Here is an 18,737-nt window from a genome sequence, read left to right on the forward strand (position 1 = left end):
TTAAGAACTAAAATGTATGATTAATTAGATTAGTAAGATATTTATCATATGTAAAAATCCTCTTCATTAACCTATGAAATTCAAAAAAGCATGCTACTTCACCGCAGCATACTTTTTTATGTTATATAAAAGCTGCCTTAGTAAGCGGCAGCTCTCACAATCCGTTATTTCACTATTTCAAATTTCACTTCATTAAACAAACTAGTAGAATTCCACACATTCAGCCCAGCATAACCTTCCGAAAAGGTAGGGTCCATTGTATCGATCACCAGCTTGCCATCGAGATAAACTTGAATGTGCTCTCCTTCAGCCCTTACTTTTAGATGGTAATCTGTATTTGGTTTTAAATCCAGCTTTCCCCCATCGTCGTAAATCATGAGATCCTTTCCTATTCCATCTCTAAACGCAATGAGTTTCACTTGATTATTAAGCATATCTACATTCGCAGCGTAAGCGTTATTTGCCTGTTCATCCGAACGGAATACTAGCGCTCCTGCTCCTGTAGAATTTGAAACAGCCTCCTTTAACACCTTTATCTTTGCCTCATATGTGAAATTTTTTGCTTCTTTTGATGATAAGGTAAAGGAATCTTCTTTGCTTCGTCCTTGTTTCCCGTTAATCGTATCGGCCCATAGTCCGCTAATATTCTTCCATCCAGATAAGTTTGTATCAACAGGACTTTTATTCCAAATAGATTTTAACGGATACATCTTAAGAGAATTTAATTTTACAGCGCCTCCTTTGCTATAAAGCTTTATTTTATTACTTGAAAGCGTTGGAAAGAGCTGGTCTGTTATTACTTCCGTGCCGTCATTACCAAATACTTCTACAGACGACTGGTCTACAAACATATGAAGCTTAACCTTTCCGTCTTTTGGAAGCATGGAAGCAGAGTGTTTGCCTTTCACATTTTCACCAAAATCAAAACTTCCAGAGTTTGTTCGATCAACAGATAATCGCTGTTTGTTTATGTTATAGCTGACTTTCGTATTTTCACTGCCTTCTTTTTGAATTTGAAAACCAAATTCTTGTGCATCTGTAGTAGAAACATCGAATTCTGCAATGATTTCATATTTGTTTTCCTGTATGCCTGAAAGAAGATTTCCATTTTCAGTAACCATGAGATTCTTCAATATCTTTTTTTCTTGCTTATTGCGGATTGAATCAATTGAAACAGGTATTTGTTTTAAACGAAGCCCTTTTGCTGTGTTGGTGAGTTCTATTTTTCTTGGGATTGACATAGAGCTTCTCCAAGTAGTAGTGGGAGTATTGTTTGCATATTGCCAGTTGCTCATCCAGCCTAGCCAATACTTTTCTCCGTTATCTCCTTCAACTCCGCTCCAATCTACAGCGGCATAAAAGTCGGCACCATAATCTGTCCAAAGCACTTCCTCTGGTGGGTTTTCATTTTTAAATGTTTTCCCGTCAAAATCCCCAACAAAGTACTGCATCCCTGACCCTCCAGCTGCCGCTCCATCATTGATGCTGACTTGCAGCACCCATTTTTTCTTCGTACTGTCTCCATCAACCGGCAGTTCGAGTAAAGTAGGACACTCCCAAATGCCTCCGTTGCTTCCGTGAGTTGAATTCACCCATTCTCCTGACACTGTGTTCCAATCTGAAATCTCTCCGCCTTCTCTTTGTTTAGCTTCCTCTGGTTCTTTTGCTACATTGTCTACTTTATCCGGCATTTTTTCTGTATTAAATACATTCACATCATCTAGATTAATATGCCCCCATCCGCCTACAGCTTGATCAACGGCTTTAATGTACAGTACTTCTCCTATATACTTAGAAGCATCCCATACGTAGCGCTGATACTTTTCATCTGCAAACTTTGTATTCGCTTGACGAATCAATTCTTTGTCGTCAGATGCCCGGACTAAGGCTACATAGCGGTTTGTGGGGTCGTTTCCGCCTCCCATTAACAAATTGATTTCACCTGATCCGCTCAATTTAAAATAAGACGAATGTAATTCTCCAGTGGCATTATCTCCATCTTGCTTATCAGAAAAACCCCATAAATGATACTTTCCTTTTTGTTCAAAAGGACCGCTCCAATTTGCGGTTGCATCCGTTACATGATCGTTTGTGAATGCATTTCCATTTATCGTTTTCCAGCCGGTGAGATCTCCTGTTTCAAAACTTTTATTTTTAATTTCTTTTTCATCTGTATCAATAAACTTGGTCATGTTAACGTCTTGAAACCGGACTGAAGATTGATTAACGTGTAGTCCAAACAATCCTTTTGAAAAAGTTTCATCTTTTGCAGTAAGGGTGAAGTTATCGTCTATATGCAAATCAAGTTCATTTCCCGATGCAGTTACTTTTACTTGATGTGATTTGCTCGTATCAATTTTTTCATTTGTTTCGGCAAGGACAGTTGAAATGCCATTTTGAAGCTTTACTAGTTTGATTGTATCCTTAGAAGCATCCACGCTAGCTATATATCCGTTTTTGGCTTCCGCGTCTGCTCGAAAAAGTAGTGCACCTGAACCATGGTTTTCATCTAAAAATGTCATATTTGACTCGTAAATAAACTGATCTCCCTGTTCTTCACTCATAATATATCCGTCGCTGTCAGATTTACCGATTTTTCCATCAGTAGTATCATTCCATGTTCCCGTAACAGGTTTCCAGTTAGATAGATTGGTTATGAAATTAGATTGATTCGTAAATTTAACATGACGAAAGACAGCTGTGGAATTCCATGCTGTTAGTCCAAACTGACCGTTTTCAAAAGATGCATCACTGCCTTCTAAAACCTGTTTCCCATTTAGCAGTATCTTAAAGTGATGACTGTTTGCTTCTACTTTCACACGATACGCTTGTGACGTATCAAGCCTCATTGGCTTTGAAACAACAGTCGTTACGCTTCCTTTCTCTACTTTGTTAAGTGTTAAGAGGTTCTTTTCAGCATCTAAATTGACGGTATATGCGTTTGTTGCATCTTTATTAGAATGAAAAACAAGGCCTCCTGCACCTTCGCGTCCATTCTTTTCTACAAGCGTAATTTCTCCCTCTAGAGTAAAGGATTGACCTTTTTGTTCAGACAAAGTATATGAATAGGCACCGCTTTGACCGTTTGCTTGAATCCCTCCGTCAGATCCAAACTCACTTGCGTATTCCCACTTTTTTAAGTCAGGTGATGTATAAAACATGATTTTATCTTTAGCAGCTAAAGACATCACCCACTGCTTGGTTTGCTCGTGCCAAAACACTTTTGGATCGCGCCAGTCAGGAACTGGGGGATTTGGCATAACAGGATTTCCTTCATATTTGGTCCATGTTCTTCCGCTGTCCGTGCTGTATGCTAGACTTTGAACTTGCCCTTTACTGCCCGAGTGCGTAAAGATAGCTACCATCGCTTCTTTTCCAAACCCTGCAGTATTATTCCAATCGATAACGGCACTTCCTGAAAAGATCTCTCCGTTCTCATCTGGAGAAAGAGCAACCGGCAGGTGTTTCCATTTCACTAAGTCTGTACTAACTGCATGCCCCCAGTGCATAGGTCCCCAGGTGGTACCGTAAGGATAATACTGATAAAACAGGTGGTACTCCCCGTTATAATAGACCATTCCATTTGGATCGTTCATCCAGTTCGCTTCTGGAGAAAAATGAAATTGATTCCGGTATTTTTCTTGATAATACCCTGTATTATCAGCTAATACAGGGTATACAGAAAACAAGCTTATGGAACAAGCGACTCCAATCATCAATAACTTTTTGACGGTTCTTTTCATCTTTCTTTCCTCCTTTATTGGCATACTGGCTATGTAAAACATTTTCACCAGCAGATGCTAGAAGAATAGATGACTCCCTCTTATTTATCAGCCTAAAAAGCCGATCCAATAACCTCCTATACCGATTAAGAAAATACCGAAAATAATAAGCAGCGGATTTGTACCTTTTCGAAGCATCCATGCTACTAATAGAGTTAGCGCTAAAGGTAGCAATCCCGGTAAAATACTATCGAGTACGTCTTGAACGGTTTTTACGACAACTTTACCAGAATCATCTTTGATCCTAGAAACAACCACTGGTATATTAATAGTGGTCCATTTCGAAACCAATGCTCCCATTACAAAGAGTCCTAAAATGGACGCACCTTCCGTCAGTTTTTGAATTCGATTGCCTACTAAATCTTTTAAAATTTCTGTTCCTTTTAAATAGCCATATTTTAACCCATAATATTTTGTACTTAATCGAATTGCATTAATTAAGATGAAAAACAGCAGTGGCCCGGCAATATTCCCGCCTAACGCAAGAGATGCGCCTAGTGCTGCGAGGACTGGTCGCAGCGTTCCCCAGAAAATAGGGTCTCCTACGCCAGCAAGCGGTCCCATTAATCCAATTTTCATTCCGCTGATGGCTTTTTCATCAAAATCTTTTTTATTTGCCATTTCTTCTTCCATTGCTGCCGTGACGCCGAATATAGGTGCGGAAATCCATGGATGTGTATTGAACCATTCTAAATGTCGCTTTAATGCTGCATTTCGCTGTGCCCCTGGTCCGTATAAACGTTTGATTGCTGGAATCATAACATAACAGTAGCCCATTGCCTGAACACGCTCAAAGTTAAATGAACCGAGTAAAAAATTCGAGCGAATAAACATGCTAAAGATGTCTTTTTTCGTTAATCTTTTTTCATTTTCCATCTCTATCCCTCCCTTAAGTTCGCCGTTTAGGCATCTAAATCATCATCGTCATCATCATATACTTGTTCGCTCCCTGTAGCTGCGGGAACGCCTGCCGGCTGCATTTGATTTCGCTGCTGCATTACTTGCTGATAAAGAAGGGCTAAACAAAGACCTAACGCCCCAAATCCTACCAGGTTAAACCCTGTAAATGCCGCTAATAAAAACCCGATATAGAAAAAAGGTTTTAAATGAGGAATGTTCATCATATTGATAACCATGGCATATCCTACGACCACGATAATGCCTCCTCCAATTTGCAGACCTTTTGTAATAACTTCCGGAATATTTCCGAGGAAAGTTTGCACGGCGCTTACGCTGATTAATGTAACAATTAAAGTTGGAATCATAACGCGGAGAGCCTGAAAACCCATAGCAGTAATATGCATAATTTCAATTCCTTTAAAGTTTCCTTCTTCCGCGTACTTATCAGCTCGATGAATTAAAAATACTGTGATGGTACGAACAAAAATGGTGAGTACTTGCCCTGCGGCTGCTAAAGCTATAGCTACCGCAATGCCTTCACCAATGCCCTGACCAGCTGTGATAACTAAAATAGTTGAAATAACAGAAGCAATAGCCGTATCAGGTGCCATCGCCAATCCAACATTCATCCATCCAAGAGCCATTAATTCCAGCGTTCCACCTAAAATAATGCCCGTTTTTAAATCTCCAAGCACCAACCCTACTAACGTGCAGGCAATGAGAGGACGATGGGATTGCCCTTCGTCCAACACGCTTGCGATGCCAGTTACCGCTGCAATGACTAATAATAAAATAATTTGTATGGAAGACATAAACTCATCTCCTTATTTGATTTTTGTTTCATTTCTCAGTAGTTGAATAAAATTTTCGCTAGAATCTGAAGGTAATTGGCGCAGTTCAAGCTTTACGCCTAGTTCCTGCAGTTTCTCAAAAGCATCGATATCTTTTTCGGTAACGCTTACAGATTTGGTGATTTGTTTTCGGTCATTAGCAAAACGCATGCCGCCTACATTCACTGTCTCAATAGGCACTCCAGCTTGAACAAGAGCAACAATATCTGCGGGACTTTCAAACAGCAGCATGGCTGTTGTATCCTGGTAACGCGGACTATGAAAGGCTTTTGTCATTTTAGAAATCGAGACAGCACTTGCTTTTACATTCGAAGGAGCTACAGAAAGAATCAGCGTTTTTCTCATTTCGTCCGCTGCCACCTCATCTGAAACAATGATAATTCGATCTGCTGCATTTGTTTTAATCCATCTTGTTAATACCTGCCCGTGAATAAAGCGGTCATCAATTCTTGCTAAAACGATTTTCATAATAATCCATCCTCTCCGATTTGGTTTGTTTGCTGAATTTTTTCTAAATGTTCACTGCACACTTGAAAACTTTCTTCATTCACTTGCTTTAATCTTCCTAGCATCTCTTTTAATGTAACGTGTTCTCGCATGGCTAACACTTCTAGTAACATAGGCAAGTTAACTCCCGACACCATATCCGCTGTTTTATTTTTAAGGATATAGGGAGTAGCTGCATTGTAGGGTGTACCTCCGAAAATATCGACTAGAAAAAGCACTTCATTTTCTAAAGGGATTTCCTCTAGTGCCTGCTTATATTTTTCTTCAAGGGTTTGGATACCCTCTCCTTTTAGAAAAGGTACGGCTACTACGTGATTCTCTTCACCGAATATCATTTTGGAAGACCCTTCTAATGCTGGTGCGAAATCACCATGTCCACTAATAATGACTGAAATCATGTACACTTGCTCCTCTCTTTTGCGTTCTACACTTATTTATTGCAAGTATCGTGCCAACAAAGAGTATTAAGCGCTTTCATTTATTTTTCAATACCTTTTTCTTTGTTATTGATACAGGTTTTTTAAAATAAATAAACCTGTATCAAAACGCAATGCGTTTTAATACAGGTTTTTCTGTTATTTGAAAAGTGAGACAAAAAAAGAAACTAGTGGCATATAAATCAAACTAGTTTCTTAGGATTATAATATGATTTTTACATTTCATCCGCAAAAATAGTGGAAATAAATAATTTTTCATCTCTTGTTAAGGTAAGTTTCAGCTTTTTTTCGACGGCTTGTAATGTTTTTTCCGTTTTTTGATAAATATTTTCCAATTGATGAGTGATTTCTTCATCCTTCGGAAAAGCAAGAGGTTCATTTTTTATCATTCTTTCTAAAGCAAAGGCTGTATGCATCACAATCCGAATCATAACGGTGTTGCTTAATTCCATTTCTAACTCATCTTGTACGTGACGTAACCACTCTAACAGAATTTCACTTATGAGATACGGATTAATAAATAGAAGATACTTTCGCAAGTTTTCTTCACAAAGTTCACGCACTACAATATTCCCTTCTGTCTGCTCCTCATCATAGCATATCGTTTCTTTTGTAATTGCCTGTTGAAGTATCCGCTCTCCCTGCCCTTCAATAAGGACTTCTAGCGATACATGAGGCGCATCAATCTTAGGGTTTTTGGTACCTGCTGTTGCCACAATTTCATATTCTTTTTGAATTTCCCGAATGTTTGCTGCTAATTTAATAGAAGAAACGGTTAGAATTTTAATAGGCTCTTGAGATACTTTGCGTGAAATAATCGTTAAGATTTTTTCTAATTGTTTTGCTGTACCGCTTCCTGTTGTACAAATAGAAACAAGGGCTTTCTTTTTTCCAAGCACATGCTGCTTATCTATAAATTCCATAAAGTCTTTTTGCACCGAATCAAATATGGCATATAAATTTAAGTCTAAATAATTTACTTTTCTAACGGTGTCTAACACCATAGACGTCGTCACGTTGCTAATTGTTTTAATCTTAGTCCCTGTTTTTTGTTCCAACTTGCTTTCTAACATGGCAAGCGAGCCCATGTCCACAAGCATTAATACGCCTTCTCCTTCGTCTACTTTCTTAATTCCCTGGACTAACCTATCTACAATTTCGACTGGAGATACCGTCAAAGGTACATCAATAGCTATAATAGGAGTGCTCCCTAAAAGCTCCTTAGCCACTTCTACCATAGAAGTTGCCGTGCTGTTTCCATGTGCAGCAACTACAATCCCCACTCGCTTATTTTCTTCTAACGTTCGAATGGATTGAATAACCATTGTGAGATAAATGACTTCTATTTCTGGCACGACAATGTTAAACCACTTTTCAATTCGATTTTTAAAAAGCAGGGCTACCGCATATTCTTTTGGATATGTTTCGCGAATTTCATCTATTTCCTTTGTATTTAATACGTCTACTTGTTTTTTTCGCTTTAAAAAGGATTCCATATGCATACTTAAAAAATGAATAAATCTGCGATCAAATTTACAGCTCAATTCTTTTTCTGCTAAATGTTTTAATTCTTTTGTAAGCTGAATCACGTCGTCTTCTACGAATTTCATTAAATTAGAACTCTGGCCATTTTTTTGATTAAAAAAGCTCCGAACATTCAAATGAATGTCGGTAAGAATATATTGATTGATGTCTTCCTGAGATAAACCTTCTTTTGTTAAAACATCTACTTTTTCTTCTATTAACTGATATAAATTAAATGATACTTCTTCCTCCATTTTTATTTCTTGGCTCTCCATAGCCGGAGAAATAATCGTTTTGAGGTTTACATATTCAGAAATTTTTCTGCTGCGCTCCATATTTTTACTATTCGAAATCCAATCTCGTTTAATATCATCAGGCAAATCTCTCACTGTAAGTTCCACCATATGTTTACTATCAAGGTTATTTAAAAATCCGTGTGCGCAAACGAGCTGTACATTGGACTTTAACTGCCCTACATTCCCGAATTTTTCAGTGTGGATTAAAGCATTTAATACATCAATGTGGACACTTAGCTTTTTATTAATTCGTTTAGCTTCTTGTTCTAAAAGAAACGTTGTGAGACGAAGCTTTTCTTTTAGAGATCGCTCTTCTAATGAGGGAATATGGATAGTCATCGGAATTCTTCTTAAGAAAGTTTGCAGTAAGGCTGAACCGGGATTTTCAGTTGTAGCACAAATAATTAATACTTTAGACGTTCGCTTATGATCTGTTTCCCCTAGGCGATTGTACGTACCTTGATCAATGAGGTAAAAAAGCATTTCTTGACCTTCAGGAGGAAGCCGGTGTATTTCATCCATAAAGAGAATGCCTTCATTTGCTTGTTCTACTAAACCTACTTTACTTTCAGTTGCTCCAGTGAAACTCCCTTGCTTATGACCAAATAACTGAGAAAGAAGTAATTGAGGATTGTGATAATAATCAGCGCAGTTAAAGGTAATGAACGGGGCCCCTGTTTTTAACCTCTCTGAATATAAAGCAAATTGATAGATTTGTTTTGCAAAAAGAGATTTGCCTGATCCCGTGGGACCTAATAGCAGCATATGTAACCCATTGGGCGGGTAAAGGACAGCAGCTTTTGCTTGAGAAATCGATTTTTTTAAACTGCCTGTGGCCCCAATCATCAATTCAAAAGGATTAGCAGGAAGTGCTTCTTCTTTTCCTCCATTAGATAGCTGCTCTAGTTTTTCCACTTCCATCTTATTCGTATCCCACTTTTGACGAAAAATTGTTTCGACAACCTCTAGCGGAACGTAGCGAACGGGGAACATTTTAATTTTGATTACTTTTTGCATACGGACAAGTTTATTCAGTTCAAGACTTACATTAGATCTCTCTAAATCTAACTGTTCAGCAATTTCAATCGCTGAGCTTCCTTGTTTATGTAAAAGTTCTACTTCTGTAAACTCCTGAAAATTACTCAACAGCTGATTATATACCTTATCAATTCGTTTCATTAAGAAGCACCTTCTTTATTTTCAGTTAACGAACGGGATTTTCTCTTTCAAAGAAATGAAACATTCCCTACTACTACAAGTTATTTCATCTATAAGTATCATCATGTCATACTAATCTACGAAAGCGTTTCAAGCCATTATATGTAAATATATTAAGTTAGTCAACCTTACATGTCAACCGGTTTCATTCTTAAAGTTATAGTCTGTCTGAATGTTTCATTTTCTTTAAATAAAATAACTGTGAATCTGTATATACTACTTTTTTATTTTAATCAGCACTGCAGTTACAGCATATTTGTGATTACATAATAAACCGAAAGAAAACAGCAGCAGTTGCCGCCATTTTCTTTCGGTTTTAAAAATTATCTATCCGTACTTAATTGTCCTTGTGGTAAAATACTATTTTTCACAACAGCTGTTTTCGATCCTTTAATATTTAACAAGAAGCTAGGAGCAAACGTAGAGTGTTCCTCTGAATAGAAGCCTCTGTTTGTCATGTAACTTGTAATTACGACATTGTCTCCTTTCACTTGTGGAACTGCAAAGTGTGAATACGTGAACGTTTTGTCATTAGGATCGAGGTTCATATGTAAAACAAGTCCTGTATCATTTAGCGGCTTGTATTTTCCTGTCAGCGTATTTGATACGTATCCTAGCATATATACGTCATCTTGGCCGATACCATCAATAGTCATTTTAGATCCGCGAGAATCTGTGAATAAGTACCATTTCCCATCTTTTTTAAATACATTTGCGCGTTCAATTTCATCTGTCACCGTGTTTGAAGTAATCAGTGGATCCATTACTTTTTTCAAGGTAAAATCGTTATTTAATTCAACAATGCCTAACGCACCGTTTGCTAAAGCGGCTTTCTTTTTATTAGAGCTCTGCAGTAATTTCTCTTTTTCTGATTGGAAAAATGGATTATTTCCACCGTAGTAAGCTCGATTGTAAAGGGAATCTTCACCTTGATAACCATCTTCAGTTCCTGTGTTTGCTTCAAACACAAGGTATTTATGCCCTTTATCCTCTACATAGTGAGGATCTCTCAACGTATGATTATCTCCTGAACCATATGCGCCTTCGTCAATAAACTGCTGAATATTTTGATACTTTTTACCATCACCATCAAAAATGGATTTATGATCTTCAACACCTTCAATCTTTAACGTATCTGCACTTCGCTGAGATACATTTACTTGAGCTGTTGTTAAGGTTTGTTTTCCATAGTTTGTACCTGAAAAGTTAGTATAGAATAAGCGTATTTTTCCATCTGATGTTAAAGTAGCAGATCCTGACCATTCTTGTGTTTGCTTTTTCAAATGAGGATCATTCGGTACAAATTTGTCACTGTCTTTGAACACTCTTCCTGCATTTTTCCAACTGTCAATCGAATCTTCACCTATTTTTTGATAAAACACATAAATAGATGTATCATCAGCATCTTTCGGATCACCTGCTAGCGCAAATACAACTTGGTAACCATGATAGTTGGCTACTGTTCCGTCAGCATTTTGCAGAGGCCAGCTGTCCCATACGTCTAAATCAATTAAATTGCCCGATTTATCATACCCTTTTGCAGAGGCAATATTTTTGATTGTTGATTTATCAAAAGCTGGAACTTTAAACTGTTCACTTTTTTGCTGCTGAGGAATTTTCAGCATGTTATCACGCGTAATATGGGAAACTCCATAATTATTATTAGTATCTTTATGATTGCTTTCAGCAGCCCATGTTTGAGATCCAGCACCTACTAACAGAGCTGTAGCAAAAGATAAAGCTGTAGTTTGCTTTGCGATTTTCTTAATATTCATCTGTTTTTCTCCCTTTTGTATAATACTTTTTCTTGTGTCACTCACAAGCAATTCATTTTCTATGTATCGAGAAGTCATATCAATCTGGCGAAATAACAGAACCGGTTCCATTACCTTTCCAAGATTACTTGCATAATATTAAAAAGTCAAATAGGTAAAATGGAGTGCCCATACCCTTTTTTCTCCCTTTATTTTTTTAATTTAGTTATAAAGTCTTAAATCTTTAACTTTTTGATTAAGTAGGCAAATTGATCGTCATATTTAACCTGCTATTTTTTATAAGTTCTTCTACAGCTATTAAATTAGACCATTTTCAAAAAAATATCGTTAATGTATTTTTTGTGAAATAGTGGAATAATTTATTATATAATAGTTTCTACTGGTAATAATAAGAGACAAAAGAATTAGGTAATCTCTTTTTATTTTGATTCTTTTATACTGCTAAATTTTATCCAGCTCTTCCTAAGGAATCGCTATCATTTTAATGAATCAATCATACATTTTTCAGAAAATCAAAAAGAGCTCTTTATAAAGAGCTCTTTTTGATGTCATTTACGCTGTCTTTAAATAGCTGTTCTTATCTAAATAAATCAAGTTCCGCAGTACGTTTGATAAGGCTGATTAGACGGAGCAGACGGTGTACAGTACTCTGACTGATAAGGCGATTCATATGGGCTAGAAAGCACTTTTAGAAAATCTTCCATAACGCTGTAGTCTCCTTTTTGTGCTGCGTCTAGTGCTGCTTCTACTCGGTGATTTCGAGGAATGACAGCCGGATTGTTATTTTTCATAAGCTCTTCCGACTCCGCTTTAGATTGTTTTTGCCTACCTAGTCTTTTCTGCCATAACTCCTGCCACTGTGCAAATTCTTCGCTTTCAAACAGGTCATTATTTCCTAGCTTATCGAAAGTTAATGCACGAAACGTATTTGTATAGTCAGCTTTATAGGTTTTCATCATGGTAAGAAGCTCTTGGAATAATGCTTCATCTTCTTTTTCTTCGTTAAAAAGTCCAAGTTTAGCCTGCATACCTGCCAGCCAGTTTTCTCGATAGAATTTTGGGAATTCCGTCACGGCGCTTTGAGCTATTTCAACTGCTTTTTCTATATCTTGATCCAACAGCGGTAATAAAGCCTCAGCAAACCTCGCAAGATTCCACCCTGTAATGCCTGGTTGATTTTGATAAGCGTAGCGCCCTTGTACATCAATTGAACTAAATACAGTTTCTGGATCATAGGTATCCATAAACGCACATGGTCCATAGTCAATTGTTTCTCCACTAATTGTCATATTATCCGTATTCATGACGCCGTGAATAAAACCAATAAGTTGCCATTTAGCAACTAGGGTAGCGTGCCGCTTAATCACTTCTTGAAGCAATGATAAATATTTTTTTTCATTCTTTTCTATATGGGAAAAGTGTCGTTCTAATGCATAGTCAGCTAGCGCTTGAAGGTTTTCGACCGTTCCCCATTTTGCAGCGAATTGAAATGTGCCAAAACGAAGGTGACTGGAAGCTACACGCGTCAAAATCGCCCCCGGCAGTTCTTTTTCACGAACAATGGATTCGCCTGTTATTACGACTGCTAGGCTCCGAGTAGTTGGAATACCAAGAGCATGCATAGCCTCACTAATAATATACTCACGCAGCATAGGTCCTAGAGCTGCCCGACCGTCTCCTCCTCGGGAATACGGAGTTCGGCCTGAGCCTTTAAGCTGAAGATCCACTCGTTCACCTGAAGGCGTAACTTGCTCCCCTATCAGCAAAGCCCGGCCGTCACCTAGCATGTTAAAGTGGCCAAATTGATGCCCTGCATAAGCTTGTGCAAGGGGGAAAGCACCTTTTGGAAAACTGTTTCCAGCCAAAATACTAACTCCTTCTTGGCTTTGCAGCTGTTCTTTTTGTAACCCTAGAGATGCGGCTAAAGAGTCGTTAAATTTAACTATTTTAGGTGAACTCACTGGATTAGGATCAAGAGGGGTAAAAAAGATGTTTGGTAACTCCGCATAGCTATTACGTAAATTCCATCCTGTTTCTTTTTGATTAGTCATCGTATCTCCTTTTCTTTTTGTGTCTTAAAACATAATTCTTTTCTTTACTGATCGCTGTTTTATACGCGCAGCAGCGCTGCTCTGTCCTGCTTTCTTCGAGGCGTCTTAGAGCAGGACAGTTTCTCTTTCATTTTATTTTCTCTTTTACTATTATATCGTATTTGCTTATACTTTTAATCTAAAGTGCCTTATCCATTTGTATACCTCCACTTTGTTGACGAGCTATTAAATGCTCAAAAAAGGAAGAAGTATTAATATACTTCTTCCTCTGTATTTTACCCCCAAATATCTTTTAAATTCCAATACGTTAACTCTTTTACGATTACGTTTCCTCCTTCAGTAAATAATTCAATTCCGAGCCTGCTTTCTTTTGGATAAATACGGCTCGTCATGGTCGCTTGTCCTTCGTTTGCAAATAATTCAATGGAAGAACGGTCCACAAATATTCGTAAAGCTAGTGTCTCACCTGCTTGTAACGCTACTTTCCTAACTCCATCTTCTTTTCCCGAGTGAGTACAGTCAAGCAATAGCTTTTGCTCATTAAGGTTATAACACATAAGCGTTTCTTCATTGTTTATTCCACGAATTTTTATTCCTACCGATGAAGCTTGGCAGTCCGCTAAATCAAATACAGCTTGTATCTCTAGCAAGTCTTCATTTACTTCTACTACATAGCTGTTAGAAAGAGCTTTATTGGTTAGCATATTATACTGAGTTTTCCGAAGTGATGTAAGCTCTTGGACGGGGTTCATTAACACTTTATCCTCTCTTAAAGTTAGTTCTCTCGGAAGCGTTAGCGCACCGCACCATCCATCCTCTTTCGTTGGCATATTAGCTTCCCACATGTCCATCCATCCAATTGCAATTCGTCTTCCTTTATCATCTAAAAGCGTTTGAACAGCATAAAAATCGTGGCCATGATCTAATTCAGTAAATGACCCATGATGAAATGTATTGGTTTCATAACTATATTCTCCAACTAAATATCCCGTTTGGAAAAGGTTGTGATAGGAATCACCTTTTGCTTCTATCCCTTGAGGAGAAATCATTAACACATGCTTTCCGTCTAACTCAAAGAAGTCCGGACACTCCCACATGTATCCTAGATCTCCATCGCTTTTAGCAAGGAAGCCAACATATTCCCACTGTCGTAAATTTGAAGACCTGTATAAGATAACACGTCCCTCTTGTTTCTTTGTTGAGTTTCCTAGAATCATATACCAGAAATCCTCGTGCTTCCATACTTTAGGATCTCGAAAATGATGAGAGCTATCTGCCGGCGGCTCAGCAATAACTGGGTTGACCTCTGCTTTTTCAAAGGTAATGCCGTCTTTACTAACAGCTATATTTTGGTTTTGAAAAAAAGTATCCAGTTCTTTGTCTATATAATTATGTCCTGTATAAATTAGCGTAAGCTCTCCTTCGTTATCCACGGCACTTCCAGAAAAACATCCATCTTTATCAAATGCATCTCCAGGAGCTAAAGCAATCGGTAAATGCTGCCAATGAACAAGATCTTTGCTTTTTACATGTCCCCAGTGCATCGGGCCCCAATTCTCGTCATAAGGATGATGTTGATAAAAAACATGATATTCTCCTTTGTACTGAACCAATCCATTCGGATCATTAATCCAGTTCGCTGGCGCCATAATATGATACCCCAACCGATATTGATGATTTATCTTTTTCTCTGCTTCATTTAATGAATTTTGAGCTTGCTCGATTTTATTTATCGTTAACATCATCATATCCCCCTATATAATCTGCGTGTTTTCTTGTACATCTTTTCTTATAAACTTATGTTTTTTAGAGTTTAGTAGTGTAAACATGGAAATAACGTTAAATACCAAAACCATACCTCCCATAATTAAATAGGTACGGGAAAAACCTACGCTATCATATAATCCTCCCGCTATGGGTGAAAGGACTGAAGCACCTATTTGTGAAGCGAATTGGAATCCAACCAAATAAAGTATAGAAGATAGGCGCGTGTCAAAGTTAGCTGCCAAATATTTAAAGATGGCAATGAGCATAATAGGAAGTTCTAATGCATGAATAAGCTTCATTGAAGATATTCCAATTGGACCAACCACAAGTCCTGACCCAATAATACGAAATCCCATTAGAAATCCTGCTAAAATCAAACTATTTTTTGCACCAATCTTATTTACAATAAACGGTGCTGCGAACATCATTCCAGCTTCTAAAAATACTTGAAATGAATTTAAGTAGCCAAATACTTGGTTACCTATCGATTCAGTAGGAAACAAAGATGCATAATAGATAGGAAATTGCTGATCGTATACTCCATACACGCACGTAACGCCAACAACATAAATCATAAAAAGCCAAAATTCCTTCAATAAGAATAAATTACCTACATCTCTCAGCGTGACGGATTCAGCTTTTTCCATTTCATAGCTGCTCATTTCTACCTTCACAGAAAAAATAATAGCCACTAGGATAACCGCTGAAACGGATGCCACCCAAAAATTAATATGAGGATTAATATTAAATAGTTGTCCTGCAAAGAATGTAGCTGCAGCCCAGCCTAATGACCCCCACATTCTAGATTTCCCGTACTCAAATTTATATTTCCGGCTGACTTTCTCTATGTATGTTTCAATCGCTCCGATGCCCGCCAAAAACGCTACTCCTAAATATAAGCCTCCAATAATAGCTCCTATCAACACATTGTATTGAAGCAAAGGCCCATAAACAAAAATATAAAATGGTCCTACAAACACTAAAAGACAGCTAATAAAAAATAAAATGTGTTTTTTTAAACCTATCCTGTCAGATATATATCCGTACAAAGGCTGCATACACAAAGCAAAGATAGCGTTTACAGAAAAGATTAAGCCTGTAGCTGATCCGTTCAACTTAATCTCTTGCCCTAGTCAGATAGAAAATAAAGAGTAGCTCGACGACCACGTAAAAAAGAAGAAGAAAAAATATGCACTCAGCTTCCAATATAAACTTTTTGAACTTTTCATTTTAGTTACCCCTTTAGCTTAAGATATAAAATCTTTTATCTAACAAAATGAAAGCACTTTCAATTTGATTTTATGTCAACCGGTTTCATATGTCAACCGGTTTCACATTTTATATGGCAAAAAGATTGTATTAGGCGTAAAAGTGAGCTTTATGGTATGTTTAAATTGTTCAATAAACCGTTTACAATCCTTACATAGATTTTTATGTATCAAAATAAAACGTAGCGACTGGAAAGCTGCTTGCTTGATTGCATTTATTTTAAGACTTTTACATGTCTGGTAAAGCAAGGTTTTGGAGAAATTAGGAGGAAACTAGATGAAAGCCAAAATTAGTGATGTAGCAAAAATTGCAGGTGTTTCACCGACTACAGTTTCTCGTGTATTAAATAACCGTGGTTACATAAGCAAAGAAACGCGAGAAAATGTTTATAAAGCAATGAAAGAAATTAATTATTTCCCAAATGATATTGCGCGTTCATTATTTAATAAGCGAACAAATTTAATCGGTATGATTGTCCCGCAAACAAGCAACCCTTTTTTCGGAGAGTTAGCCTTTCATATTGAAAGTATATGTGCTTCCCTCAACTACAAAGTACTTCTTTGTAACAGTCTGAATCGCATTGATAAAGAAAAAAAATATGTAGAAATGCTTATCAGAAATCAGGTAGACGGTGTTATTGCCGTTACTTATAATAGAGGTATTTTTGATTCCGAAAGTCAAAGCCTTCCTGTAGTAGCAGTGGATCATTATTTATCAAAAGGTATTCCTACCGTATCTTCTGATAACTATTCTGGAGGAGAACAAGCCACGGAATTGCTTATTTCAAAAGATTGTAAGCATATTATTCATATTAACGGTCCCCTTAAACTTGAAACTCCAGCTAACTTAAGAAGGAAAGCTTATGAAAACGTGATGAAACAGTACGGAAAACAGCCTATCACGTATGAAATTTCAAATACCTTTGACCGCAACATTCAGCGAGAAACTATTTCTAAGGTTTTTGAAGAACATCCGGAAGTAGATGGTATTTTTGCAAGCGATGACTTACTTGCAGCTTTAGTAGTTGCTGAAGCACAAAAAAGAGGAAAAAGCATCCCAAAAGATTTAAAAATTGTGGGCTATGACGGAACGGAAGCCAGTCAGACTTTGTTACCTGGTCTAACTACAATTCAACAGCCCATTGAATCGATTGCTCAAACAGCCATTGATATTTTACTAAAAGAAATTGAAGGAGAATTTAGTAATGTCCCCCGTGAAATCTGTCTTCCAGTTAAACTTCTAGAAGGGCAAACAACGTAAAAATACGTTTTTTATAAAATAAATATCAGTTTGTTGCATATTCTTCTTCCTTTATTCACACCTTAACGTTACAGAAAGGAGTTGAATACAATGGCAAACAATAAAAGCAGCAATAATAATGAATTATTAGTATACGGAGCTGAACAAGCAATCGATCAAATGAAATATGAAATCGCTAGCGAGTTCGGAGTAAATTTAGGAGCTGACACTACTGCACGTGCAAACGGATCAGTAGGCGGCGAAATCACAAAACGTCTTGTACAATTAGCTGAGCAACAACTTGGCGGCGGACGTTTCTAAGACAATTTCATACACACCATGACTTAAGGAAGAATGGATATCCATTCTTCCTTTTCATATATTTAATTTCCATCTTTATATAAAAATTATTATTGCTCATCCTCTTTACTGACTGATTTTGTTTTTCCTTTCTTTAGTACAGCACTGATTCCCAAACAACAGACAGCTGCTATCCATCCGGAGATGAGAAAATAAACGGAGGTATTTGCAAAGAGTGTACCTATTAAAATAAACAGGCCTCCGAGAATAATAAAAAGGACGTGACCTTCACCATTTTTTTTCACCTTCATCACCTCTCCCCTACGTATACAAACTACTGTTCAGATACAAAAGAAACTTCTTGATAAACAAGAAGTTTTCTTACGTCCGTTTCTTTTTCAATAAAAAATAAAGGTGTTTTCTTTTTATTTATTCAACAAAACCACTCAATATTCTTCTCAATTACGTGCTATTCAATAATTTCTCCTGTTTTATACTCTTTCATAAATACATCAATAACATCTCCTGCTTCCTCGTTCTCCTCCTGCATTTGAACGAGTATTTCGTTTTGTGCATTTACCGAAAGAATTCTGACATCCGACATTCGGTTTATGTCCAGCTGCAGTTCCAAATCTTTGGCAACTTCATCAGCTTTTAGTGAATCTTTGATAATATATCTGTGACTTCTCATGACATTCGCTCCTTTACGTTATATGAACGAATATAGTTTATCCAAACTATCAGTACACAATGACATTTTTTCTTATGTCTTTTATTTAAACAAAACAAAAAAACGACTTTTATCAGCCGTTTTTTTGTTT

13 protein-coding genes and 1 pseudogene are annotated in these 18,737 nt (G+C 37.2%); 2 read left to right on the forward strand and 12 right to left on the reverse strand.

The genetic code is table 11. From position 1 onward, the window contains the following. Window positions 1–164: 164 nt before the first annotated feature. The 10 genes and pseudogenes from N178_RS06545 to N178_RS06590 all read right to left on the reverse strand — a co-directional run bounded on the left by N178_RS06545 (window position 165) and on the right by N178_RS06590 (window position 16,337). Window positions 165–3,743 carry a glycoside hydrolase family 32 protein gene (locus N178_RS06545; RefSeq protein WP_045291383.1) on the reverse strand — a complete coding sequence of 1,193 codons (3,579 nt, stop codon included), beginning with the start codon at window positions 3,741–3,743 and terminating at the stop codon, window positions 165–167. Between the two features lie 87 nt (window positions 3,744–3,830). Continuing rightward, window positions 3,831–4,658: a mannose/fructose/sorbose PTS transporter subunit IID gene (locus N178_RS06550; protein WP_013056298.1), complete on the reverse strand. Its 828-nt coding sequence runs from the start codon at window positions 4,656–4,658 to the stop codon at window positions 3,831–3,833. A 26-nt stretch (window positions 4,659–4,684) separates the two neighbouring features. Then, window positions 4,685–5,494, reverse strand: a complete 810-nt coding sequence (locus N178_RS06555; protein ID WP_028408130.1) for a PTS mannose/fructose/sorbose transporter subunit IIC — start codon at window positions 5,492–5,494, stop codon at window positions 4,685–4,687. Between the two features lie 12 nt (window positions 5,495–5,506). Continuing rightward, a complete protein-coding gene (locus tag N178_RS06560; RefSeq protein WP_028413929.1) occupies window positions 5,507–6,001 on the reverse strand; it encodes a PTS sugar transporter subunit IIB in 495 nt (164 codons plus the stop codon). Further along, window positions 5,998–6,438 carry a mannose/fructose/sorbose PTS transporter subunit IIA gene (locus N178_RS06565; RefSeq protein ID WP_045291384.1) on the reverse strand — a complete coding sequence of 147 codons (441 nt, stop codon included), beginning with the start codon at window positions 6,436–6,438 and terminating at the stop codon, window positions 5,998–6,000. The genes N178_RS06560 and N178_RS06565 overlap by 4 nt, the downstream gene beginning before the upstream one ends. A gap of 254 nt (window positions 6,439–6,692) precedes the next feature. Further along, window positions 6,693–9,476, reverse strand: coding sequence for a sigma-54-dependent transcriptional regulator (locus N178_RS06570; protein WP_045291386.1), 2,784 nt, complete (start codon window positions 9,474–9,476; stop codon window positions 6,693–6,695). Between the two features lie 362 nt (window positions 9,477–9,838). Further along, window positions 9,839–11,290 carry a glycoside hydrolase family 68 protein gene (locus N178_RS06575; RefSeq protein WP_045291387.1) on the reverse strand — a complete coding sequence of 484 codons (1,452 nt, stop codon included), beginning with the start codon at window positions 11,288–11,290 and terminating at the stop codon, window positions 9,839–9,841. Between the two features lie 590 nt (window positions 11,291–11,880). Beyond that, complete coding sequence (locus N178_RS06580; RefSeq protein WP_045291389.1) at window positions 11,881–13,341, reverse strand: protein adenylyltransferase SelO; 1,461 nt, start codon at window positions 13,339–13,341, stop codon at window positions 11,881–11,883. A 275-nt stretch (window positions 13,342–13,616) separates the two neighbouring features. After that, window positions 13,617–15,074, reverse strand: a complete 1,458-nt coding sequence (locus N178_RS06585) for a glycoside hydrolase family 32 protein (protein ID WP_045291529.1) — start codon at window positions 15,072–15,074, stop codon at window positions 13,617–13,619. Window positions 15,075–15,095: 21 nt separating this feature from the next. Continuing rightward, window positions 15,096–16,337, reverse strand: a pseudogene (locus tag N178_RS06590) (oligosaccharide MFS transporter). Window positions 16,338–16,653: 316 nt separating this feature from the next. Between N178_RS06590 and N178_RS06595 the strand changes: the two are divergent. Next, window positions 16,654–17,637: a LacI family DNA-binding transcriptional regulator gene (locus N178_RS06595; RefSeq protein WP_045291391.1), complete on the forward strand. Its 984-nt coding sequence runs from the start codon at window positions 16,654–16,656 to the stop codon at window positions 17,635–17,637. 90 nt (window positions 17,638–17,727) lie between these two features. Continuing rightward, complete coding sequence (locus N178_RS06600) at window positions 17,728–17,937, forward strand: alpha/beta-type small acid-soluble spore protein (protein ID WP_013058452.1); 210 nt, start codon at window positions 17,728–17,730, stop codon at window positions 17,935–17,937. A gap of 89 nt (window positions 17,938–18,026) precedes the next feature. Here the strand turns inward: N178_RS06600 and N178_RS06605 are convergent, their stop codons facing one another. Both N178_RS06605 and N178_RS06610 read right to left on the reverse strand, forming a co-directional pair. After that, window positions 18,027–18,227 carry a hypothetical protein gene (locus N178_RS06605; RefSeq protein ID WP_045291392.1) on the reverse strand — a complete coding sequence of 67 codons (201 nt, stop codon included), beginning with the start codon at window positions 18,225–18,227 and terminating at the stop codon, window positions 18,027–18,029. A gap of 158 nt (window positions 18,228–18,385) precedes the next feature. Beyond that, window positions 18,386–18,607 (reverse strand): hypothetical protein, encoded by a 222-nt coding sequence (locus N178_RS06610; RefSeq protein ID WP_016763596.1) that lies wholly within the window; start codon window positions 18,605–18,607, stop codon window positions 18,386–18,388. Between the last annotated feature and the right edge of the window lie 130 nt (window positions 18,608–18,737).

The organism is Priestia aryabhattai B8W22 (assembly GCF_000956595.1).
Taxonomy (GTDB): Bacteria; Bacillota; Bacilli; order Bacillales; family Bacillaceae_H; genus Priestia; species Priestia aryabhattai.